This is a genomic window from Sphingobium fluviale (genome assembly GCF_004122115.1).
Lineage (GTDB): Bacteria > Pseudomonadota > Alphaproteobacteria > Sphingomonadales > Sphingomonadaceae > Sphingobium > Sphingobium fluviale.
In genome coordinates, this window is record NZ_SBKP01000001.1 from 302,349 (window position 1) to 324,342 (window position 21,994).

Here is a 21,994-nt window from a genome sequence, read left to right on the forward strand (position 1 = left end):
GCGGGAAGTCAATTGAAGGCCGGGTTATGGGCCGAGTTTGCGCAAGATGCGGTTGATGATCCAGCCGGGGGTGGAAACAGGGGTGCCGGTTGCGTCCTTCAAAGGCGCGTAAAGCTGTTTGACTGCTTGAGAGCATATATTGTGGATCAGCTTTTCACTTCCCCTTTGCCGCTCCATCGCACACTGGGTCATCCTGCCTTCGGCATTGACCTCAAACCGGAACACAAGGAGCGAACGCGTTTGATAGCCGGGTCGATCCTGCATAAGGCGGTCCCGACCCGCACTGCTGAAGGAGGAAGACCATTCCATGTCAACCTCCACGATCGGCTCTTCACCGTATCCCCGCATTTCCAGCCCAGCGAGGGGCGGCATGTTATCAGAGTTCCAGCATGGTTCCTGCGATGTTTCGGCATCCCAGGATTTCACCTTAACCGCGCAGTCTGTCACTACACCCAGCTTGTTGATCTGGAAGGTTGCGATCCCGGTTCCTTCCCTTATCGGCTGCGGGGTGGCGAACGGCATCTTCCACACGACGCGGCTATTCCAAACATCGGCAACTAATTTGCCTTTGCCATCTCGCGCGGGCGTGAACTTTCCATGTTCGATCAGGCGCTCACATGTTGCGTTGTCCAGCACTTCGAAACCGCTGCTCACGGTGATCTGGCAGTGGCTGACCTTCCCCGTGGGATCGATGAACAGACGGAAGGCGGAATTGCCGGTCATCTCATTATAAAGCGCCGCCTTGGGATAGTCATCCGGGTTAATCCATGTGCCCGGCGATTCAGCTGGTTTGGCCCGCACCTTGGGTGTCGGCGGCAGTGGCGGTGCGGGCTTGGAGAGCGCGGGCGGCGGGGCCATGGGGATAGGCGGCGGCGCTGTTACCGGCGCACCCTTGGGAATGTCCGCCTGCGCGCTGCCGATGCAAAGCAACGCAATGGCCACCAGCATGATGCCCCCGATCGCCTTCATAATTCCCCCTGCCCGTTCGCCTTCCCGCCTCATTCGTGCCACCGCCCTGCGCGCGGCACAAGCAGCATGTTGACCCCTGCCCCAAATCCGCTAATCGCGAACCATATGGAACGCTCGCCTCTCGCCCCTGCCGCCTTTCCCGCATTGCCCGATATCGAAGGCGTCACTCTGCGCATCGCGCAGGCGCGGTACAAGGAGTGGGACAGGTGCGACCTTACCTATGCCGAGCTGGCGGAGGGAACGGCTGTGGCAGGCGTCACGACGAAAAACCTCTGCTGCTCCAGCGAGGTGGAGCTGTGCCGCGAGGGCATCAAGGGCGGCCGGGCGCGGGCGCTCATCGTCAATGCGGGCAACAGCAATGCCTTCACCGGCTATCGCGGGCGCGAGGCGGTGGAGCAGATCATGGGCCAGGTTGCGGGGCACCTCGGCTGCGCTCCGTCTGAGGTGTTCGTCTCCTCCACCGGCGTCATCGGCGTGCCACTGCCCAAGGACAAGGCGCGCGCGGGCGTGGAGGCGGCGCTCGCCGCTGCGCCGTGCAGCTGGGAGGACGCGGCGCGGACCATCGGCACGACCGACACCTTTCCCAAGGGCGCAACTGCTTCCGCGATGATCGGCGACAAGAAGGTGTCGCTCTCCGGCATCATCAAGGGGTCAGGCATGATCGCGCCCGATATGGCGACGATGCTCGGCTATATCTTTACCGATGCCGCCATCGAACCGGCCATCTTGCAGGAAATGCTCAACGAAGCGAACGCCGAGAGCTATTCCTGCATCACCGTGGACGGCGACACCTCTACTTCAGATACCGTACTCGTCTTCGCCACCGGCAAGGCGGGCAACGCCCCGCTCGTCAACCGCGACAGCCCCGGCGCGGATGCTTTTCAGGCGGCCTTGACAGACATCTGTACCCAGCTCGCCCATCTGGTGGTGAAGGATGGCGAGGGCGCGCAGAAGTTCATAGAAATCCGCGTGACTGGAGCGGTGTCTGACGTGAGCGCGCGGCGCATCGGCCTCTCCATCGCCAATTCGCCGCTGGTCAAGACAGCGATTGCGGGCGAGGACGCCAACTGGGGTCGGGTCGTCATGGCGGTCGGCAAGGCGGGCGAACCGGCGGACCGGGACAGGCTCTCGATCAGCTTTGGCACCACACAGGTTGCCGCCAATGGCTATCCGGTCGAGGGCTATGACGAAGCGCCCGTTGCCGCGCATCTCAAGGGTCAGGACATCACCATCGGCGTCGACATCGGGCTGGGGGATGGACGCGCCAGCGTCTGGACCTGCGACCTGACCCACGGCTACATATCCATCAACGCCGATTACCGAAGCTGATCAACGGGTGGGCGAAGCGGCACATCTGCTTGCGGTCTACGCGATTACCGATCTGATTGCCTGCCTGATGCCTGGACCGGCGGTGGCATTTGTTTCGGGCATAGCGCTAAGCGGCTCGTTGCGCGGAATGGCGGGCGCGATTGCGGGCATCAACGTGGCCAATGCGCTGTGGTATGCGATGATCGGCACCGGCCTTGTCGCGCTGATCGACCGCGCACCTGTGGTTTTCGCACTGCTCGGCTGGGCGGGCATCGGCTACCTCCTCTGGCTGGGCGTTCAGACATGGCGCGCGCACGCTCATCTGGAAGCAGGACGGGCGCGGAGCAAGATCGGCATGGGGCGCGGCTTCGCCAGCGCGATCGCGGTTCAGCTTTCCAATCCCAAGGCCATGCTGTTTTTCACGGTCTTCCTCCCGCCCTTTATCGACGTGCACAGACCGATTGCGCCGCAGCTTCTGGTGTTGGCGGCAATCGGCATCGCCCTCGAAATATTGGTGCTGACCGGCTATGGTCTGCTTGCCTATCGGCTGGGGGCGCTCTCGCTATCGCCTGTTGCGGAACGGACTGTCGCGCGCGTTTCCGGGGCTGTTTTCATACTGGTTGCGCTTGGCATGGCTTTGATGCGATTGCAGCAATGATGAACCACACGATCCACACAGCCGTTTCCTCCCTGATGCGCACCGTCGCTGAAGAAGTCATTCTGCCGCGCTATCAGAACCTTGCCGCGCATGAAGTGATCGAGAAGGCGAAGAACGATCTCGTCACCATCGCCGACCGGGAGAGCGAAGCGCGCCTGTCCGAAGGGCTGGCGCACTTGCTGCCCGAAGCGCTGATCGTGGGCGAGGAAGCCTGCGCGGCCGACCCGGCCTTGCTCGATGGCCTGGCGAGCGAGCTGTGCTGGATCATCGACCCGATAGACGGCACCGGCAATTTCGCTGCTGGTCGCGCGCCCTTTGGCATCATCATCGCGCTGGCCGAACGGGGCGAGCCGATTGCGGGATGGATCTATGATCCGCTAACCGGGCGCATGTGTCATGCCGCACGCGGGCACGGCGCAAGCATCAATGGCAGGCCCGTCGTCGCGCAGACCAGCGGCGCGGAACTGCCGCTCGCGGGCATCTCGACATTGTTCCTGAACCCGCAGGAGCGCGCAGACATTGAGGCGCGGCTGGAAGGACAGCTCGATATCGTCAGCATCCCGCGTTGCGCGGCGGAGCAATATCCCCGCATCGTGCTGGGGCAGAACGATCTGGCGCTGTTCAAACGGACGCTGGCCTGGGATCATGCGGCGGGCGTGCTGTTCCTCAACGAGGCTGGCGGCATGGCCTGCCGGTTCGACGGTGCGCCCTATCTCGCCTCTTCGGATGCGACCGGCATGCTTGCCGCGGCCTCTCCCGCGATGTGGGACCGGACAGCAAAAATCTTGTTCGGCTAACCGAACAGCCGCGCCAGAGATTTATCCAACACCAGCAGCTGCCACAGCAAGCGACCGTGATCGGCGCGGCCCGCCTTGTGATCCTGCGCGAGCTTGGCCATCGTGGTGCGGTCGAACCAGCCGGTGCGCGCCAGCATCGAGCCATCCGCCACTGCCGCCGCCTCATCCGCCAACGCCGCGCGAAACCACTGCGCTATCGGCGTGACGAAGCCCATCTTGCCGCGATAGAGGATATTGTGCGGCAGATGCGGTTCCATCGCCCGCTTCATCAGGTATTTGCCGGTGTTGCCGTGAATACGCTGGCTGACGGGCAGGCGCGCGGCGAACTCGACAAGGCGATAGTCGAGCAAAGGCTCGCGCGCTTCGAGGCTGACGGCCATGCTCATGCGATCCGTCTTGGTGAGGATATCGCCCGGCAGCCAGATCTTGAGATCGGCATATTGCGCGCGGTCGAGCGGGTCACGCGCGGGAGCGGCGTCCATCGCGGCGACGATCCTGTCCTCGGCGCGGTGGCCGGAGATGGAGCGCGCGAACTCCGCGCCATAGAGCCTTGCCCGCAGTTCCGGCGTGGTGAAGCCGACCGCGCGCGCATAAGCCTCGCCGCCGCTTATGGCCAGCTCCTGAAAGGTCGATTTCGCGCGCAGAAAGCGCGGCGCCCAGTCTGCCTTGGGATAGGCGCGGCCCAGCGCGCCAAACAGCGGCCCGCGCAAGCCCTGCGGCAGCAGGCTGCGCAGCCCCTCGCCACGATGCTGGAACAGGTGGCGGCGATAGCCCGCGAACGCCTCGTCCGCGCCATCGCCGGATAGCGCGACAGTAACCTCTTCACGCGCCAGCTCGCACACGCGGTAGGTCGGCAGCGCGGAGGCATCGGCGAACGGCTCGTCAAAATGGCCTACGATGCGGTCGAGCAGGCCGTAATCATCGGGCGAAACGATGCGCGTGCGGTGATCGGTGGCGAAGCGCCGCGCGACATGATCGGCATAGCCGCGCTCGTCCAGACTCTCGACATCGAAGCCGATGGTACAGGTCTTGACGGCTCTCGGCGATTGCTCCGCCATCATCGCGACGACGGAGCTGCTATCCACCCCGCCCGATAGAAATGCGCCCAGCGGCACATCCGCCACCATGCGCAGCTTCACCGCATCGCGCATCAGCGCGACAAGTTCCTCGGCCAGCGTCGTTGGCTTCGCAGTGGAACGATCGGCAAAGCTCACATCCCACCAGCGCTTGGGGCTTGCAAGCGCCCTGCCCCGCACGAGGCGGAGATGCTCGCCCGCGCCCAGCTTCTTCACGCCCGCGACGATGCAGGCGTCATCGGGCACATAGCCAAGCGCGATATAATCCTCGACCGCGCTCAGGTCCGGCGCGCGGCGCAGCAGCGGATGCGCGAGCAGCGCCTTAAGCTCCGAGCCGAAAATCACGCTGCCGTCAGACACCTGCGCATAGTAGAGCGGCTTGACGCCGAGCCTGTCCCGCACCAGCCAGAGCGACTGCGTGGCCACGTCATACAGCGCGAAGGCGAACATGCCGTTGAACCGCTCCACGCACGCCTCGCCCCATTGGCGATAGGCGTGAAGGATGACCTCTGTGTCCCCCGTGGTGCGGAACTTATGCCCTAGCGCCACCAGCTCCGCGCGCACCTCGGCAAAGTTATAAATCTCGCCATTGTAGGTTACGATGAGGCTGGCGTCCTGGTTCGCCATCGGCTGCGCGCCGCCCGCAAGGTCTATGATCGACAGGCGGCAATGGCCCAGCCCCACGCCCGGTGCGGTCCACACGCCGGTGCCGTCAGGCCCGCGATGCGGCATGGCGTCGATCATGCCCTGCACGCGCGCGGGATCGACCGGCTTTGCCGTTTCGAGATGAAAGATGCCCGCGATGCCACACATGATGCTCTGGCCCTTAGCGGCTTGGCGCGATGGCGTCAGCCAGCGATTGCGGGTTGCCCAAAGAATCAAGGAACGCGCGGATCGCCGCGTCGGCGGGCGCGCCCTCCCTATCCTCAGCGGAGATCAGTATCGCAATGGCGCGCTGGTCGCGCATCAACAGCTTTGCCTTCATGGTGGCGAGCTTGATCTGCGCGCTGCTTCCCGTCATCCCCGATCCGCCGACGCGGTAGAAACTGACGACATGCCGCCGCACCGGGCCGGGCGCGGTGATGATTTCGCCGCGCGCATCAGCTGGCGACCATGCAGGCGATGACCACGCCCACTCGCTCGCGGGATCGGCCGCGCCCTGCCCGAAGCCGATCAGTTCACGACCTTCGGACTGGCGATCATAGGCAATGATGGCCAGATCGACGATATGGCCTTGGCGGTCGGCATAGCGGGCCTGAACCGAGCGGTCGGCCCCGGCGAAATGCGGCGCCCAGACATAGGCCATCGGCGCATCGGTGCGCTGCCAGCCGGGGATGGCTGGAGGTGCCATGGTGGCAAGCTCGCCCCTGCCCGCCAGCGCCGAGACATGGCTCCAAGCCGGTGCAGCGGTCATGACGGCAAGGGCCATGCCCGCCATAATGGAGGCGGGAGGTCCGCGCCGAACGCGCATCCGCCGCAGCGCGCCCAAATCCAGCGTCTGTTCGCCGGGCTTGCGATCAAAAAACGGCCAGGCTGCCAGCATCACCAGCGTCATCACCACCGCGAAGAATAGCCAGCCCCACACCACATGATCGACGCCCACTGCCGTCTCGATGCCGCGCTTGTGCGCGATGTAGATGGTGCCAAAGGCGCGCGCACCGTTCGCCGCTATGCACGCCGCCAGCGCAAAGGCGAGGAAGGCCGCCCGCCGCGCCCATGAGTGGAAACAGACATGGCACACCAGCACGCCATAGGCCGTCATCGCCACGACGAACTTCGCGCCGGAGCATGCCTCGGCCACCTCGAAATAGCCGGTCGGCGTCGTGATGAAGATACCCTCAATATGCGCGGGGATGCCGACAAGGCGCAGCAGCGCCATCGCCATGTCTGCGGTCAGCAGTTGCAGAACGGGTTCCAGCTCGCTGCCCACCGGCACGAGGAAAAATGCGTAAAAGAGCGGGAACAGCAGGGCGCGGCTTACCTGCGGGCCGAGTGAGGCCATCACCACCCCTTGCAGCATCACGATCAGGCCGCCATGGCGCAGCACCCCAAGGCTCGCCGCATCACCCAGCAGCCACAACGACGCGCCCGCGCCGAGCCACGCCAGCCCCGGCGTCCATGTGGCGGGCGTGAGCTGTGCGATCTGCCCGGCGCGTTGCCACACCAGCCAGCCGATCAGCGGCAGGATGAACAGGCAGTGGCCATAAGTTGAGCTGGCCCACCAGATATGCGCCATGTCCGCGGCGTCATGATGGAACAGCAGCAGCACGGCGAGCGCGAGGCCGCCGAGCAGGATCAACTGCCCGCGCCAGCCTTCCCCGCTCATCCGCCCGTCACCATATCCCGCAACGGCGCGAGGGTTGCCGCCCAGTCATAGCGCGCCTCCATGCGCGCACGCGCCGCCGCGCCGATCTTGGAGGCCTTTTCCGGATCACCGAGCAGAGAGATGATCGACAGCGCCTCATAAGCGGGGTCCGGCGCGACCAGCAGATGCTCTCCAGCCGTGGCATCGATCCCCTCCGCCGCCTGCGGAGAAGCGACCACGGGCCGCGCCATCGCCATCGCCTCAAGCACCTTATTCTGGATGCCGCGCGCGATCCGCAGGGGCGCGACGACCACATCCGCCGCCGCCAGCCAGCCGCGCACGTCGGGTACGCTCCCGGTAACGATCACGCCTGGCAGCTCGGCCAGTGCGTTCACCTCCGCCGTGGGGCTACGGCCGACGATCGCGAAGCTGGCCTTTGGATACAGCGAACGGACGGCCGGAAAAACCTCGTGCGCAAAGCTCTGCACCGCCTCGATATTGGGGCGATAGTCCATCTGCCCGGTGAAGACGAGCAGCGGCCCTTCCTGAGGTTCAATCGCAGGATATTTTTCCAACACACTGAAATACTTCAGATCAACGCCGTTATCGAGCGCCCTCACATCCGCGCCATGCACCCCGGCGGTGCGCACGAACATATCTGCCTCCGCCGCGCTGACGAAGGTTGAGACATCCGCCCGCAGCGCCGTTTCCGCCTCAAAGCGCATCAGTACGCGCCCCTCGCGCCGGTTGACCCAGCCCATCACGCCGCCCTGCCCCGTCCCATAAGCCGCATATTTCGCGCTGTCGAAATCGACGAAATCCATCACGAAGCGAACGCCCTCTGGCAGATCGCGCGGCACGAAATGCGCCATTTGCGCCGAATACGCGACCACGGCGCGGATCGGGCGCGTTGCCAGCACATGCCGCACCCAGCGGTGCATCGCCGCGCTCTCGTACATCGCAACCAGCATGGGTTGGCGCCTGAGCAAACCGTTCACGCCCGCCACCGCGCGCGACCGCTCCCGCATCACTACGCACTGGCTGGCCGTCAGCGCCGCCATCTCTTCCGCGAAGCCCATGTCCCGCGCGTCATCGGCGAAGCAGCCGACATGCACCGGCCCGATCTCCCGCAACGCATGAAGGATATGGTGCGAGCGGATCTTGTCGCCCCGGTCCGGCGGGAACGGGATGCGATGCACCAGAAACAATATTTCGCCCCCTGCCGCCATGACGCCTCAGCCCAGCCCGCGCGATATGTAGGGGCCGATGAAGCTCGCGATAGGAAGCGGCAACCTTTTCCACAGCTGAACCTTGCGTTGATATTGCGGCGAAAGCGGGTTGATGTCGCGCGCCTCGCGGCCCGGCGCGGCGCGGGTGGCGTATGTCAGCGGTTCGCCCTCCCAGCCCCAGGTCTTTTTCCACGCCGCCGGGCCGGTGCCGACCTTGGAGCGGCCAAAATCGAAGTGGGTGCATCCACGTTGGCGGGCATGGCTCATCAGGTGGAAATAGCCTGACTCGTTGGAACGCAGCTTGCGCGCGGCGAGCGTCGCGCCCTGCCAATAGGGCATGCAGACGCCATTGTGATAGAGGCTGAAAATGGTGGTGAGCGGCGCGCCGTCCTTGCTCACCAGCACGATGTCGGCATCCTCGCCAAAGGCAGCTAGCACTTCAGCAAACATCGCTTTGGGGAAAACCGGCGTGCCGAGCCGGTGCACATTCTCGGCATAGAGACGATAGTGAATATCGAGTAGGCGCTTGCTGCGGCCGAATTCGATAGCGAGGCCATTGTCCAGCCCCTTGCGCACCTCTGCGCGGTGCTTGCGGGGGATGGCGAGCAATTGCGCCTCGTCATCCGCCTCCAGTGGCTTGGCGAAATTGAGATAGGCGCCGGTCTTGAGCGCCCAGCCCTCGCGTGGCAGCGCCCCGCCGCGCAGCTCCGCCGTGGGGCAGCTCATCGCCTCCGCCAATCGCCAGCATTCGGCGGCAAGAGCTTCCGCAACTGGTGCATCCTCTGCGAGGATCCCGCCATCGACAGCAAAGCCGCTGGATACCAAAGCCCGCCCGAACAGGGGCGAGTGGATGAGATTGAGGGGAAGCACGCCAGCAATGTCTCCGCCGCCATGACGGCACACCAGCATCATCGCCTGCTGGCCGGTGCCGCGCGCCACTGCGCTGATCCACGCCGGGCGATGAAAGGGGGTGGAGTCCGAGCGCGCGCCGATCCACGCTTCCAGCGCGGCGACTTGCGCCGCGTCATCCAGATTGGCGCGCGAGACGATCATGCGGCGGGCCAGCATGGCGCATCTTTTGCCTGATCGGCTGCGACCGCGTCCACCCTGCCCCAGCGAAACGCCGCGATCAGCCGGTCAAGCTTGGCCTCGGTGGTCGCAAGGTTGGTGTAGTGGCGCAGGCGAGACTTGAGCGGCGCGTGCCTCACGCGAGGCTGATCCGCGTCTATCTCCCACGGGTGAAAGTAAAAGATCGCCGGGCGCTGATCGGTGCGGTTCACCTGCCCCACGGCCCAGCGGGTGAAGCCATAAGGCATCAGCCGGAAAAACCCGCCGCCGCCCGCCGCAATGGTGCGACCCAGAAGCTGCGCCGTCGTCACTGGCAGTTCGATCAGCGGTGAATCATTGAGTGGGCGATAGGCAAAGCGCGGCGCTTCCGGCCAGCCATAATGATCGTGGCGCACCGGGGCGACGCTGCTCGAATAGCTATAGCCCTCTTCGGCAAGGACGGAATGCGCCCATGGGGTGCGTGCGTCGATGGAAAAGCTCGGCGCGCGATAGCCACGCACCGGAACCGCGCCCGCCTGTTCCAGCAGCGTGCGTGATTTGCGCAGGTCCGCACGGAATTGCTCAGGGCTGAAAGTGAAGACGCGCTGGTGATCATAACCATGGCTCGCCAATTCATGCCCAGCGGCAACGATGCGCCGAATGAGGTCCGGGTGCCGCTCCGCCACCCAGCCCAGCGTGAAGAACGTCGCCTTCACATCGCGGCGGGCAAACAGATCGAGCAGCCGGTCGGTATTGCCAACCACGCGGGATTCGCAGTGGCACCAGTCAGCGCGCGAGAACGTGGTCTCAAAGGCACCAACCTGAAACCAGTCCTCAACATCAATAGATAAAGCATTGATTATATTTGACATCAACGCCCCTGCTCAGAATCCGCCCTCAGGCCGCGCGGCTTTCCGGGTTTTCATTTTCCACCCAGTCGACCAGCAGGTTCAGCACCTTGCGCAGCGCTGCTTCCTGCTCGTCGCCACGCGCCTCAAGGCCGTGGACCCGCGCCTCGATGGCGTCAAGACGCTCGGCCAGCGCCCGCTGCTCCGGCGCGCGATCGCCGCTGAGGTTGATGACACGGCGCAGCGCGTCCAGCTCCTCGCGGATGCGGTACAGCTCCAGCGGGGCGGCATCTGGCGCATCGTCCAGATCGACGACTGACACATCATCTTCTGTCACATCGGCCATATGCAGCGGCTCGACTTCCTCGGCAAGCGCGTCTGGCGCGGCAACGGGGTCCTCTGTCGCCACGACCTCGGTCGCCACCGGCTCAGACGCAGATGTAGATGCGGCGACGGCACCGCTATCGTCCAGCCCCATATCGGCAGCGACGGCTTGCACCGCCTGCGCGCCGATCTCAGTCAAGTGATCGACCGCTCCAAGCAGCATCACCCGGCTCATCAGCGCGTTGATGCGGCGGGGCACGCCGTCAGTCGCCGCATAGATGGCGGCAAAGGCATCACCCGTGAAATGCGGATTGCCGGTCCAGCCGACAAGCGAAAGCCGGTGACGGATATACGGCTCCACCTCGTTGGCGAGCATCGGCTCAAGGTGATGCGTCGCGATCACGCGCTGGCGCAGCTGCTCCAGCTCCGGCGCGTTCATCAGATCGCGGAACTCCGGCTGGCCGAGCAGGAAGATCTGCAGCAGCGCCTGCCCGCCGAGCTGGAAATTGCTGAGCATCCGCAGCTCCTCGATGGCGGAGACCGAAAGCCCCTGCGCCTCATCGACGATCAGGAGCGTGCGAAGCCCCTTGCGCGCTTGCGCATGCAGAAACGCCTCGATCCTCTGAAGCAGTTGCGCCTTGGGCAGATGCTCTTCGGTGACGCCGAACTGTTGCGCGACAAGGCGGAGCAGGTCATCCCCCTCCACCTGCGTCGAGACGATCTTGACCGCGGTGAGGCGCTGCGGGTCGATGCTCGACATCACATGGCCGACCAGAGTCGTCTTGCCCGCGCCGATCTCGCCGGTGATGACGATGAAGCCCTCGCCCTGCGCCAGCCCATAGCCGAGATAGGACAGCGCCTTGCGGTGCGTGCCGCTCTCGAAATAGAAATGCGGGTCCGGCGTCAGTTGAAACGGGCGGCCCTTCAGCGCGTAAAACTGGTCATACATCGTCGTGTTTCTCCACGGGGCCGCGCCCCTAGAATGTATAGCGCACGCCCACCTGCCCCAGCAGGTTGACGACGGTTTCGATGGCGGTGGTATCGAGCGCATCCAGCCCCAGCGAGGCCTGCGCGCTTAAGTGCCGCCCGAATTGCCGGTTGTAAGTGGTGTACGCCCCGTAATTGGTCACATCAATGCCGCCCACCGGCGCATCGAGATAGTTGGCATAGAGGCTGGCGCCCAGGCTCGACGCGATGTCGATCTTGTGCCCGCCGAACAGCTGCGCGTAATAATAGTCGCTGTGCGCGCCGCTGACGCCGGTGAAGATCGAGCCGCGTGGGGCGAGGAACTTGCGCTGGGACCACCCACCGGCGGCGCCCCAGTTCCACCGGCGCCCTGTCCATCCATATTGCGCCGCTATGCCGCGATGACGGAAGTTGGAGCCGTTGATCGCGGCCAGCGTATCGTTGAGGCAGGTGCCGCCGTTCTGGCCGCTGACGCATCCGGTCAGGTCGCCGCTGAACGGATTGCGTCCGGCGGTAAAATCCGTCGGCAGAGCGACGAGATTGCCGTGCAGCGCGCGGCCGAAGCTGTCGATCCGGTCGAAATAGGCAATCTGCAACAGGCTGTGCGGGCTGGCGCGCCAGGTGAAGCTGCCGATATAGTGCATGCTGTCATAGCGCTCGCCTATGCGCGCCTCCAGCGAAGTGCGGCGGCTGGGGCGCCAGAGTACGCCCGCATCCCAGATGAGGCCTTCCGTGTCATAGGCGATGAGGCGCGGCACGGACGTATCCGAGATCAACCGCCCTTTGCCATCGAGCACCGGGTTGCCCGCGCCATCCACCAGTGCGGCGCGCTGATCGATCTTGATGTCCTCATAGCCAACGCCGCCCACCAGTGCGAGCGTGGGAGAGACGGGCACGGTCACATCGCCCCGAATCCACTTATCCTGATAACGCTGATCGAGCTCGCTCGCGTCCTCGCGGTCATAGCCGACGCCGAGCGCCCAGCCGAAGGGCAGCGGGCCGGGCTGCATGCCGACGGATGCGGTTGCGCTCTGGTAGACGCTTTCGTCAAACACGCCGAACGCCGGGATGCCGCCTACGCTCAGGTTCACATCATCCTCGATCCGCGTATAGCCGATGCGGTAGGCCGCGTTGACCGAGAGATCGTTGACGTGGGTGGTGAGCGTCGGCCCGGCATAGAGCGAATAAAGCTGCGACACAGAGTCGCCCGCCGTGATAAGCGTGCCGCCATTGGCACTCGACAGGCCATCGGTACGCACCCGCGTGGCGAGCGCGCCGCCCTCGATGGACAGTTTGCTGGGGATCACCGCATAGCGGCCACGCAGCATGCCGGAGAGGATATCGCTGTCGGGTGCGCGTTTGCCCCAGCCGAATTGATGCTCATAGCGGGCGTCGGCACGCACCTCGGTGCGGGCGGTCTGGAACGTGGCGTCCACGCCCGCCGCGAGCGAGGTGTAGGTCAGCACATCCTCCGCGCCGCCCTTGAGGTTCGCCACAAAGGTCTGGTTCGCCTCGATATAGGGATGCACCTCGGTCCGCGCCAGCACAGGGTGCGAGGAGGCGGTGGCGGCAAGTGCTGTCAGGGCGAGGAGGGAACTGCGCACGGCGTATCAGCCCTCCCGGCCATAATAGGTGCCGAAGCGGCGTCCGCTGGCGGAGAATTTGACGCCATTGAGCATCAGTTGCACGTTGCGGCAGCCGTTCAGAAGCTCTGCCGCATCGCGCAGCGCCGTCTCGCTGGTGCGATCTGCGCGGACAACCAGAAGCGTCAGGTCAACATGCGCGGCGAGGATAGAGGCAGCGGAAGCGGCCAGCAAGGGCGCGGAATCGATGATGACAATCCGCTCTGGCCGGCCTGAAACCAGCGCCGCAATCACAGAGTCCATCTGCGCCGAGGCAAGAAACTCGCCATCGCGCGTCGTGCCGGTTCCAGCCGGCAGGACGGAAAGGCCGGGCACATCGGTGCGGATCACATAATCCTCAACGCGCAGCGCCGGATCGGCCAGCACGTCGAGCAAACCCTTATGTACTTCCAGCCCCAACACGCGCGGCGCATCGGGCTTGGCGACATCGCCATCGACCAGCAGCACCTCGATATTGCTCTCGGCAGCGAGCGAGAGCGCGAGGTTGACCGCGCAAAAGGTCTTGCCATCACCGGGATGCGCAGACGCAACGAGCACGACGCGCCCATCCTCATGAGGGCTGCCCTCTGACCGCAAACCCGCCTGCAATTCGCGCTTGATGATGCGGAACTCCTCGGCCAAGCCGGTGATCGGCGCGCCGGGGACGATGAAGCCGTTCTCGCCAAGCACATCGCGGTCAAGCTTTTGCACCGGGCCGGTCCAGTCTGCCGCGCGCGGCCTGGGCGCGATGCCGGGCGCGCTCGTCTGCGCAACAGGCGCGGGTGTATAAACCGGCGGCGGCGGAATCAGCTCCTGCGGCACCGCGAGTGGCGGCAGCCCCTGCCCTTTCAGCGCGCCGCCGAAATCGAATATGTCAGACGCGCGCTCCAGCAGCCCCTTGGCCGGGGTGGCAGCGTCGCGGTCGCTATGCGGAAAATCCTGTTTGCCCATGTCTGGCGGCTCCTTCATGCCATGCCGCGCTGGATGAACTCGACGACGATGAGCAGCATGCACGCCGCGCCCAACGCGCCGCTCGCGCCTGCAAACAGCTTCATCTTGTGCTTGCGCTCCGCAATCTGCGTGGCGTTCAGCGTCTCTGTGATCGTGCCGATAACCGGCAGGCCAGCCGCTTTCGCCAGCCGCGCCGCCGTCGGGAAGGTGGGATGCACCTGCCCCAGCATGAACGCGGTGCCAACGCCCGCGCCAATACCGACGATCAGCACACCAACGAGCAGCAACGGCCGGTTGGGCGAGGCAGGCGCGGTCGGCATGCTCGGCGGGTCGATGATGCGGAAGCTCGCGCCCTTGGTCTCGCTCTGCACGTCGCCACGCAGGCGGACTTCGCCCCGGTCAGAGAGCAGCTTGTCATATTGGGCCTTCAGGACGTCATAATCCCTGTCCAGCCGCTCGCCTTCGGAAGCGAGGCCGGGGTCGGCGATCTGCCGCGCGGTGATCGCCGCAAGATCGGCCTCGATCTGGCTCTTGCGCGCCGAAAGCGCATTTACCGCCGCCGCGCGCTCTGCCTGCATCGAACGGATCGAGAGATAGGCCGGGTTGGGCGCGCTGCTGCCTGCGTTCGCCGCGCCACCGCCCGCCGCCTTGATCGCGGCAATCTGGCGCTTCATCGCGATCACGTCAGGGTGATTGTCGGTCCAGCCACGCGCCTTGGCAGACGCCAGTTCTCCTTGCGCCTGAGCCAAGGCCGAGGGGCTGCCGCCGCCAACGCTGCCGCCCGGAATCGTCGCGGGCGTTCCCGCAAGCTGGCCGTTCATCGCCGCCAATGCGCTCTGCGCGCCCATGAGCTGAGACTCGATCTGGTTCAGTTCGGTCTGCGCCGCTGCCATGCGGTCAAAGATCGAGCCTGCGCCGGGCAAAATCCCCGCAAACTGCTGGTTGAACTCCACCCGCTTCTTTTCCGCGTCGGCCAGCGCCTTGCCGGTCTGCGCGATCTGCTGATCGAGGAAGGCGAGGCCTTGTTTCGTCTCATCGCGGTTGCCGGTGATGTTCTCTTCCTGAAAGATGTCGAGCAGCTTCTGCGTGATCTGGTTGGCAAGGCGCGCATTGGCACGGTCAGAATTGCCGCTGTCCGCGATTGTGGTGGTGATCTCGAACAGGTTGTTCTCGCTGGAGACGATGGCGATCTTGTCTTTCAGCGACCCGGCGCGCGCGGCAATATCCGCCTCTGACGCCACCGTGCCTGCCAGATCGGTGCCGCGCACCACCTTTTCCAGATTGGCCGCGCTGCCCAAAGTCTGGCGGATGGCATCGAGGTTTTTCTGCTGTTCAACCGCCGAAATGCCGATCTTGTCCTGAATCACCGACTGCGTGGCGACAAAGACTTTCGCCTTCGATTCATAGGCATTGGGGATCAGCGAGACGGCCAGCCACCCCGCGACACACACGCCCCATGCCACCGCCAGCGCCAGCCAGCGCCGGTTCCAGACGCCGTGGAGCGCGATCAGCAGTTCGTCATAGAGGCTGGGCATAATAGGTCGTCCGGTCTTTCTCGCGGGTCAGAACATGCTCTCTGGGATGATGATCACATCGCCGGGCGAGAGCTGAACATTGGCCTTGATGTCGCCCTGCTTGATGAGGTCGTTGATCCGCACCTTATATTCCTTCTGTTTGCCGCTAGTCTTGTCATAGCGGACGAGGCGCGCACGGTTGCCGGCGGCATATTCGGAAAGGCCGCCGACCGCGATCATCGCGTCAAGCAGGGTCATGTTCGCGCGATAGGGCAGCGAGGCGGGCTTTTCTGTCGCGCCGACGATGCGGATCTGCTGGCTGTAAGTGCCGGAGAAGTTGTTGACGATCACCGATACCAGCGGATTCTGGATATAGTTGGACAGCGCCAGCTTGATGTCTTCGGACAGCATCTTGGGCGTCTTGCCCACGGCGGGCATATCCGCAATCAGCGGCGTTGTAATCCGGCCATCGGGGCGCACCTGCACCTTCGATCCCAGCTCCGGGTTACGCCAGACGAAGATCGTCAGCTCATCCAGCGGGCCGATGATATATTCCTCGCCCGGCGCTTCCTGCGTGCCGACGAAGCTTGCGGGCGGAAGCTGCGCGTTCGTCGAGGGTCCGCCGCCGGAGCAGCCCGCCAGCATCGTCGCGGATGCCGCCAACCCCATGACTAATCTGGAAAATCCCGCTCGCTTCATACCATCCATCCCACGTTCAACACCGTGCTTCCGGGCGTCTTCACTGAAAACGGCCAAAACACACAGGTCAGCAATATTAGCTGCTATTGCCCGGAAACGGTGAACATTGCGTTAGGATTGGCTGTAAAATCTCGTATGCCCGGCGGAATTCCTCATTCCGAGACTAAAATCTCGCGCGCGGGCGCATGACCGAGGAAGGCGGCGGGCGATGCGGTGGCGCCATAGGCTCCGGCGCAGAAGATGGCGACGAGGTCTCCTGCCTCCACCGCGGGAAGCTGCACGCGCTCTCCCAGCCGGTCAAGCGGGGTACACAGGCAGCCCACGATACTCACCGGCTCTTCCACCCCATCTGCCAGCCCATATTTGTTGGCGATGGCAACGGGATAATTGCGCCGAACCACGGTGCCGAAATTGCCGCTCGCCGCAAGCTGATGATGCAGGCCGCCGTCGACCACGGCAAACCGCTCACCGTGGCTCTCCTTCACATCGATCACGCGGGTGAGATAAACGCCCGCCTCGGCCACCAGATACCGCCCCAGCTCCAGCGCGAAGGCGGCTCCTTCCAGCGCAGCGGGCACCAGCGTCAGCCCCTCCTCCAGCGCGAGGCCGACCGCGCGGATATCGAGCGGCAGATCGCCGGGGAAATAGGGCACACCAAATCCGCCACCCAGGTTAACAAGTGGCGGAACCGCGCCCACCTCCTCCGACAGCCGCGCCGCCAGCCCCACAGTTGCCGCCTGCGCCTCTATGATCGCCACGGCATCTAGCGCCTGGCTGCCCGCGAAGATATGCCAGCCGCGCCAGTCCGCCCCGGCGGCGATCACCCGCCGCGCCAGCGCCGCGGCGCGATCCGCATCGACACCGAACGGCTTTGCTCCGCCGCCCATCTTCATGCCGGAGCCTTTGAGGTCAAAATCCGGGTTTACGCGCACGGCAAGGCGCGGAGCAACGCCCACCGCCTCCCCGATCCGCAAGGCCCGCGCCGCTTCGCCCTCCGACTCCAGATTGATCGTTACCCCTGCCTGGATCGCGGCGCGCAGCTCGTCATCCCGCTTGCCCGGCCCCGCGAAGCTGATCGCTTCCGCCTTCATGCCCGCATCAAGAGCATGCTTGAGCTCCCCGCCAGAGGCGATGTCGAACCCGTCGACCAGCTCCGTCATGGCGGCAAGCAGCGGCGGGAAAGGGTTGGCCTTGATCGCATAATGCAGGTGCAGCCCATCGGGCATCGCCGCGCGCAGCATCGTTATACGCGCGCGCACCAGCGCCATGTCATAGACGAAGAGCGGGGTATCCCCCGCTTCATCAGCCAGCGCAGCCGCGCCGCAGCCGCCGATCAAGAGCATGCCGTCTTCTGCTTCGTAACCGGGCGGGATCGGCCCCATCGGCTTCATGCTCATGCTACGCTCTCCCCGGCCAGCATGCGCCAGTCCTGCGCCACCAGCACACGATCGATCTTGCCATTGGCGTTGCGCGGGAAGGCCTCGACCACGCGGATATCAGACGGTATCATGAAATTGGGCAGCTCCTTCTTCAAACTTTCCCGCAGCGCATCCAGCGCTCCCTCCTGTGTTACCCGTACCAAAAGCACCACCGCCTGCCCCAGACGCGCGTCCGAGACACCCAAGGCCACTGCCTCGGCGACACCCGCCACAGACTGCGCCGCTTCCTCAACCTCCGTGGGGCTGATGCGGTTGCCTGCTGATTTGATCATCGCATCCTCGCGCCCCACGAAATAGAGCAAGCCTTCGCTATCCCGCCGCACCGTATCGCCGGACCACACCGCCACTCCGTCATAGCTTGATGAGGGCGGCGCGGGGCGAAACCGCTCCGCCGTGCGCACGGGATCGTTCCAATAGCCTTGCGCCACCAGCGGCCCGCAGTGGACAAGCTCGCCCGGCTCGTCATCTGCCGTCAGGCTGCCGTCAGGGCGGCAGACGAGGATCTCCGCATGGGGTATCGCGCGGCCCATGCTCTCTGGGTGGGTCGCCACCAGTTCCGGCGGCAGATAGGTGGAGCGAAACGCTTCCGTCAGGCCATACATGGGGTAGATGTCGGCGTTGGGAAACAGTGCGGCCAGCCGCCCGATCAGGGCTTTGGTCAATGCCCCGCCGCTGTTGGTGATCCGCCGTAGCCGCCCCGCTGTTTCGGCAGGCCAGTCCGCCTCGGTGAGCTGCACCCAGAGCGGCGGCACTCCGGCGAGCGTGGTAATCTCCTCCCGCTCCACCGCCTTCACCACATCGCGCGCGGTCAGGTAATCGAGCGGAACCACCGTGCCGCCAGCGGCCCAGGTGGACAGGAGCTGGTTCTGCCCATAGTCGAAGCTGAACGGCAGCACGCCAAGCACACGGTCTGCGGGTGTCAGGCGCAGATACTCCGCGACAGAAACCGCGCCGAGCCAGAGGTTCGCATGGCTCAGCATCACGCCCTTGGGCCTGCCTGTCGAACCAGAGGTATAGAGAATGGCGGCGAGCGTATCCGGCCCGGCGCCAGAGGGTGGTAAGGCAGCGCTGGCTTGCGCTCCGGCCAGCGCCGCGTCATCGGCAATTGTCCGGCACTCATGCGGCACATCGCCCGGCTCCAGCGCCGCAAGCCGCGCGCCCGTGCCGATCAATAGTGCGGCACCGCTGTCGGAAAGGATATGCGCCACTTGCGCGCGCTTGAGCAGGGGGTTGATCGGCACATGGATCAGCCCGGCGCGCGGCGCGGCAAGCGGCAGGATGCAGGCGAGCTTTCCCTTCGCGAGCCAACTTGCAATCCGGCTGCCCGGCGCAAAGCCCATTGAACCGAGCCAGCCCGCCGTCCGGCCCACCGCTTCCTCCAGCGCCGCGTAGCTCAGCGCGCCTGCCTTGCCCGCTATCGCCTGCCCCTCTGCGCCAACAGTGGCCATGCCAGCGAGCGGCAGATGGTCTATCGGGTTCAGGGACAAATCACTTAACTCCATGTGCACGACTATACGCTATGCAGACGCATCATGAACCGGGATAGAGACATTTCCCCGCCACGGAAAGACGATAGCACCGCAAACGGCTTTCACCGGCGCGCGTGGTTCGACATGCTGGCGCGACACTGCTTTGCCGGGAGCGACGTCATGATGCCGCAGGCGCGGATCGGCGATGCGTCCGCGGTTCTGCCGCTGGTGCGCGATGCCGACGATGGCCGTCTGACTGCGCTCGCTAACTACTACAGCTTTTCCTATTCGCCGATGTTCGAAAGGGCGAAGGATGTGGGCGAACGCGAGGCGTTGGTCCGCCAGATAGCGGTGGGGTTGCGTGGGTCCGCCGGGCGGGTGAGCCTTTATCCGCTTATCGACAATGATGGCGATGCCATGCCGGAGCTGCTGCGCCGCGCCTTTGCCGCTGCGGGGTGGATCGCGTTGCTGACCGATCAGAACAGCAACCATATCGTTGACATCAATGGGCGATCCTTTGACGCCTATTGGCGCAAACGGCCCGGCGCGCTCCGCACCTCCGTCAGACGCAAAAGCCGTGCCGCGCGATATGAATTTCATATCCACCGGCAGATCGATGAGCGCCTGTGGCAGGAATATTGCTCGGTCTATGGTGCGAGCTGGAAAAATGCCGAGCCATACCCCGACATGATCCGCGCGATCGCGGCCGAGGCCGCACAACGCGATGCGCTGCGCCTCGGAATCGCGCGCAGGGGGGAGAGCGCCATCGCCGCGCAGCTCTGGACATTAGAGGGCACTACCGCCTGCATCCACAAGATAGCGCATGACAATGCGGAGGACATCCATTCCCCCGGCACGCTTCTCAGCCACCACATGTTCGCCCACATGATCGGCAACGAGAAAGTCGCCCGCATCGATTACGGCACGGGCGGCAACGCCTATAAGCGGGACTGGATGGAGCAGGAGCGACCAATGCTGAGGCTCGATTGCTTTGATCCCCGCAGCGCGCGCCAATGGCTGCCCGCGCTCAGAACCCGCATTTCTCAGCTTGTCCGACGCCCATCTTGAGGTTAGAGGCGCGCGGATGCGCAAGAAATCTCAGGAAAAGAACGCGATGCCGCTGCCCGTCAAAGCGCTTCTAAGTGATACATTGCGGGACGTGCTCGCGCTCGCGGAGAGCACAGCGGCGGGGCTGGAGGCCGATACGCCGCTGTTCGGCGCGATGCCGGAACTCGATTCGATGGCGGTCGCGACTCTGCTTACCGAGATAGAGGATCGGTTTGGCATCGTTATCGATGATGACGATGTGGACGGCGAAACCTTCGAAACATTTGGCACACTGGCCGCGTTCGTCGAAAGCAAACTCGCCGCCCGACGCTGAGCGGCGACTGCCTTACTCTGCCGCCTGCGCCGCCTCGAACTCAGCTTCCGCGAGGAACCGCTCGGCATCCAGCGCGGCCATGCAGCCCATTCCCGCCGCCGTCACCGCCTGACGATAGACCTGATCGGCGACGTCGCCTGCAGCGAACACACCCGGTATCGCGGTTTTTGATCCGCCCTTTTCCACGACAAGATAGCCATTATCGAGCGGCAGCTTACCCGCGAACAACTCGGTCGAGGGCTTGTGGCCAATCGCGACGAATGCGCCATCAATCCCCACATAAGACGCCTCGCCCGTCACAGTATCGACAAGATCGACGCCGACCAGTCCCTCCGGGTTGCCACCGCCGACAAACCGCTCGACCCGCTTGTTCCACAGCACCTTGATGTGCGGGTGGGCGAACAGGCGCTCCTGCAATATCTTTTCGGCGCGCAGGCTGTCGCGCCGGTGAATCAGCGTCACGTCCGTGGAATGGTTGGTGAGGTAAAGCGCCTCCTCCACCGCCGTGTTGCCGCCGCCGATCACCACAACCTTCTTGCCGCGATAAAAGAAGCCATCGCAGGTTGCGCATGCGGAGACGCCCTTGCCAGACAGCGCCTCTTCCCCCTCGACATGGAGCCACTGCGCCTGCGCCCCGGTGGAAATGATCAGCGTGTCCGCCGTATAGACGCTGCCGCCGTCACCCGTGAGACGGAACGGTCGGCGGGACAGATCGACATCGACGATCTGGTCCCACACCATTTCCGCGCCGACATGCTCGGCCTGTGCCTGCATCTCCTGCATCAGCCACGGCCCCTGGATCACGTCACGAAAGCCGGGATAATTCTCTACGTCGGTGGTGATGGTCAGCTGGCCGCCGGGCTGCATCCCCTGCACCACCAGCGGCTTCATGCCCGCCCGCGCGCCATAGATGGCGGCAGATAAGCCCGCCGGGCCAGAGCCGAGGATGAGCATGCGGGTATGGCGAGATGTGGTCATGCGGGCGCCTTTTTGCGTGTCTTGATCTTCGCCTGAGATAGGCGCCAGCGGTCCGAACGCAAGGGGAAATTGCCGGTCCATGCGCAGCGGCAACACCCGACCACCCGCACCGCCTGCAAGCAGAGCGGAAAGCAAAACTCCTGCCCCCTCTTGATTTCTTTATTGTCTACTTATATGATAGATTATAAACATGTCATTCAGGAAGGAGATTTCTATGGATTCGCTGCCCGAAAAGCCGCCGCCGACTGCGCTCACCGGGCTGGACGAAAGTCTTCAGTCGATCCACGAGGCGCTTGCCCGGATGCAGTTCGGCACTGTGCTCGTGACGGTCCATGATGGCCGCGTCGTCCAGATAGACGTAACCGAGAAGAAACGGCTCAAACCGAGCTAAACACACAAGCTCCAAACTCATTT

The 21,994-nt window shown here is 64.5% G+C and carries 20 protein-coding genes; 6 read left to right on the forward strand and 14 right to left on the reverse strand.

Translation table 11 applies throughout. The features are described from left to right. Positions 1-24 precede the first annotated feature (24 nt). Entirely contained in the window at positions 25-969 is a 945-nt protein-coding gene (locus EQG66_RS01630) for an energy transducer TonB (protein ID WP_164975557.1), read from the reverse strand. A 105-nt stretch (positions 970-1,074) separates the two neighbouring features. Between EQG66_RS01630 and argJ the strand changes: the two genes are divergently transcribed. The 3 genes from argJ to EQG66_RS01645 are packed head-to-tail and all read left to right on the forward strand — an operon-like array spanning position 1,075 to position 3,732. Continuing rightward, positions 1,075-2,298, forward strand: coding sequence for a bifunctional glutamate N-acetyltransferase/amino-acid acetyltransferase ArgJ (gene argJ / locus EQG66_RS01635; RefSeq protein WP_129402776.1), 1,224 nt, complete (start codon positions 1,075-1,077; stop codon positions 2,296-2,298). 7 nt (positions 2,299-2,305) lie between these two features. Then, positions 2,306-2,935, forward strand: a complete 630-nt coding sequence (locus EQG66_RS01640; protein WP_129402777.1) for a LysE family translocator — start codon at positions 2,306-2,308, stop codon at positions 2,933-2,935. Continuing rightward, positions 2,935-3,732, forward strand: a complete 798-nt coding sequence (locus tag EQG66_RS01645; RefSeq protein WP_129402939.1) for an inositol monophosphatase family protein — start codon at positions 2,935-2,937, stop codon at positions 3,730-3,732. The genes EQG66_RS01640 and EQG66_RS01645 overlap by 1 nt, the downstream gene beginning before the upstream one ends. On the opposite strand, the gene EQG66_RS01650 is transcribed toward EQG66_RS01645, so the two are convergent. The 12 genes from EQG66_RS01650 to EQG66_RS01705 all read right to left on the reverse strand — a co-directional run bounded on the left by EQG66_RS01650 (position 3,729) and on the right by EQG66_RS01705 (position 19,254). Beyond that, positions 3,729-5,621, reverse strand: a complete 1,893-nt coding sequence (locus EQG66_RS01650; RefSeq protein WP_129402778.1) for an XrtA/PEP-CTERM system amidotransferase — start codon at positions 5,619-5,621, stop codon at positions 3,729-3,731. The genes EQG66_RS01645 and EQG66_RS01650 overlap by 4 nt on opposite strands. Before the next feature lie 13 nt (positions 5,622-5,634). Then, complete coding sequence (gene xrtA / locus EQG66_RS01655; protein WP_129402779.1) at positions 5,635-7,134, reverse strand: exosortase A; 1,500 nt, start codon at positions 7,132-7,134, stop codon at positions 5,635-5,637. Further along, a complete protein-coding gene (locus tag EQG66_RS01660) occupies positions 7,131-8,342 on the reverse strand; it encodes a TIGR03087 family PEP-CTERM/XrtA system glycosyltransferase (protein WP_129402780.1) in 1,212 nt (403 codons plus the stop codon). The genes xrtA and EQG66_RS01660 overlap by 4 nt, the downstream gene beginning before the upstream one ends. 6 nt (positions 8,343-8,348) lie before the next feature. Beyond that, a complete protein-coding gene (locus EQG66_RS01665) occupies positions 8,349-9,410 on the reverse strand; it encodes a FemAB family XrtA/PEP-CTERM system-associated protein (protein ID WP_129402781.1) in 1,062 nt (353 codons plus the stop codon). After that, positions 9,392-10,261, reverse strand: a complete 870-nt coding sequence (locus EQG66_RS01670) for an XrtA system polysaccharide deacetylase (protein ID WP_181951766.1) — start codon at positions 10,259-10,261, stop codon at positions 9,392-9,394. Before EQG66_RS01670 ends, EQG66_RS01665 begins: the two co-directional genes overlap by 19 nt. Positions 10,262-10,286: 25 nt before the next feature. Further along, the gene (locus EQG66_RS01675; protein WP_129402782.1) at positions 10,287-11,510 is read right to left on the reverse strand and encodes an XrtA/PEP-CTERM system-associated ATPase; all 1,224 of its coding nucleotides are present in this window, start codon (positions 11,508-11,510) and stop codon (positions 10,287-10,289) included. Between the two features lie 28 nt (positions 11,511-11,538). Continuing rightward, positions 11,539-13,131, reverse strand: coding sequence for a hypothetical protein (locus tag EQG66_RS01680; protein WP_129402783.1), 1,593 nt, complete (start codon positions 13,129-13,131; stop codon positions 11,539-11,541). Positions 13,132-13,137: 6 nt separating this feature from the next. Next, on the reverse strand, positions 13,138-14,100 hold the full coding sequence (locus EQG66_RS01685) for a tyrosine-protein kinase family protein (protein ID WP_129402784.1): 963 nt from the start codon (positions 14,098-14,100) through the stop codon (positions 13,138-13,140). Between the two features lie 14 nt (positions 14,101-14,114). After that, complete coding sequence (locus tag EQG66_RS01690; RefSeq protein WP_129402785.1) at positions 14,115-15,635, reverse strand: XrtA system polysaccharide chain length determinant; 1,521 nt, start codon at positions 15,633-15,635, stop codon at positions 14,115-14,117. Positions 15,636-15,662: 27 nt separating this feature from the next. Beyond that, positions 15,663-16,259 (reverse strand): XrtA/PEP-CTERM system exopolysaccharide export protein, encoded by a 597-nt coding sequence (locus tag EQG66_RS01695; RefSeq protein WP_425470204.1) that lies wholly within the window; start codon positions 16,257-16,259, stop codon positions 15,663-15,665. A 206-nt stretch (positions 16,260-16,465) separates the two neighbouring features. Then, positions 16,466-17,704: a pyridoxal-dependent decarboxylase, exosortase A system-associated gene (locus EQG66_RS01700; RefSeq protein ID WP_129402941.1), complete on the reverse strand. Its 1,239-nt coding sequence runs from the start codon at positions 17,702-17,704 to the stop codon at positions 16,466-16,468. A gap of 2 nt (positions 17,705-17,706) precedes the next feature. Beyond that, on the reverse strand, positions 17,707-19,254 hold the full coding sequence (locus EQG66_RS01705; RefSeq protein WP_129402787.1) for an acyl-CoA ligase (AMP-forming), exosortase A system-associated: 1,548 nt from the start codon (positions 19,252-19,254) through the stop codon (positions 17,707-17,709). Positions 19,255-19,284: 30 nt separating this feature from the next. On the opposite strand from EQG66_RS01705, the gene EQG66_RS01710 reads away from it, so the two are divergent. Together EQG66_RS01710 and EQG66_RS01715 are read left to right on the forward strand one after the other, a co-directional pair. After that, positions 19,285-20,289 (forward strand): GNAT family N-acetyltransferase, encoded by a 1,005-nt coding sequence (locus EQG66_RS01710; protein WP_129402788.1) that lies wholly within the window; start codon positions 19,285-19,287, stop codon positions 20,287-20,289. 16 nt (positions 20,290-20,305) lie between these two features. Continuing rightward, a complete protein-coding gene (locus EQG66_RS01715; protein WP_129402789.1) occupies positions 20,306-20,602 on the forward strand; it encodes a phosphopantetheine-binding protein in 297 nt (98 codons plus the stop codon). 12 nt (positions 20,603-20,614) lie between these two features. On the opposite strand, the gene trxB is transcribed toward EQG66_RS01715, so the two are convergent. Then, on the reverse strand, positions 20,615-21,580 hold the full coding sequence (gene trxB / locus EQG66_RS01720) for a thioredoxin-disulfide reductase (RefSeq protein ID WP_129402790.1): 966 nt from the start codon (positions 21,578-21,580) through the stop codon (positions 20,615-20,617). A gap of 214 nt (positions 21,581-21,794) precedes the next feature. On the opposite strand from trxB, the gene EQG66_RS01725 reads away from it, so the two are divergent. Next, on the forward strand, positions 21,795-21,971 hold the full coding sequence (locus EQG66_RS01725; RefSeq protein WP_129402791.1) for a YezD family protein: 177 nt from the start codon (positions 21,795-21,797) through the stop codon (positions 21,969-21,971). The last annotated feature ends 23 nt before the right edge of the window (positions 21,972-21,994 follow it).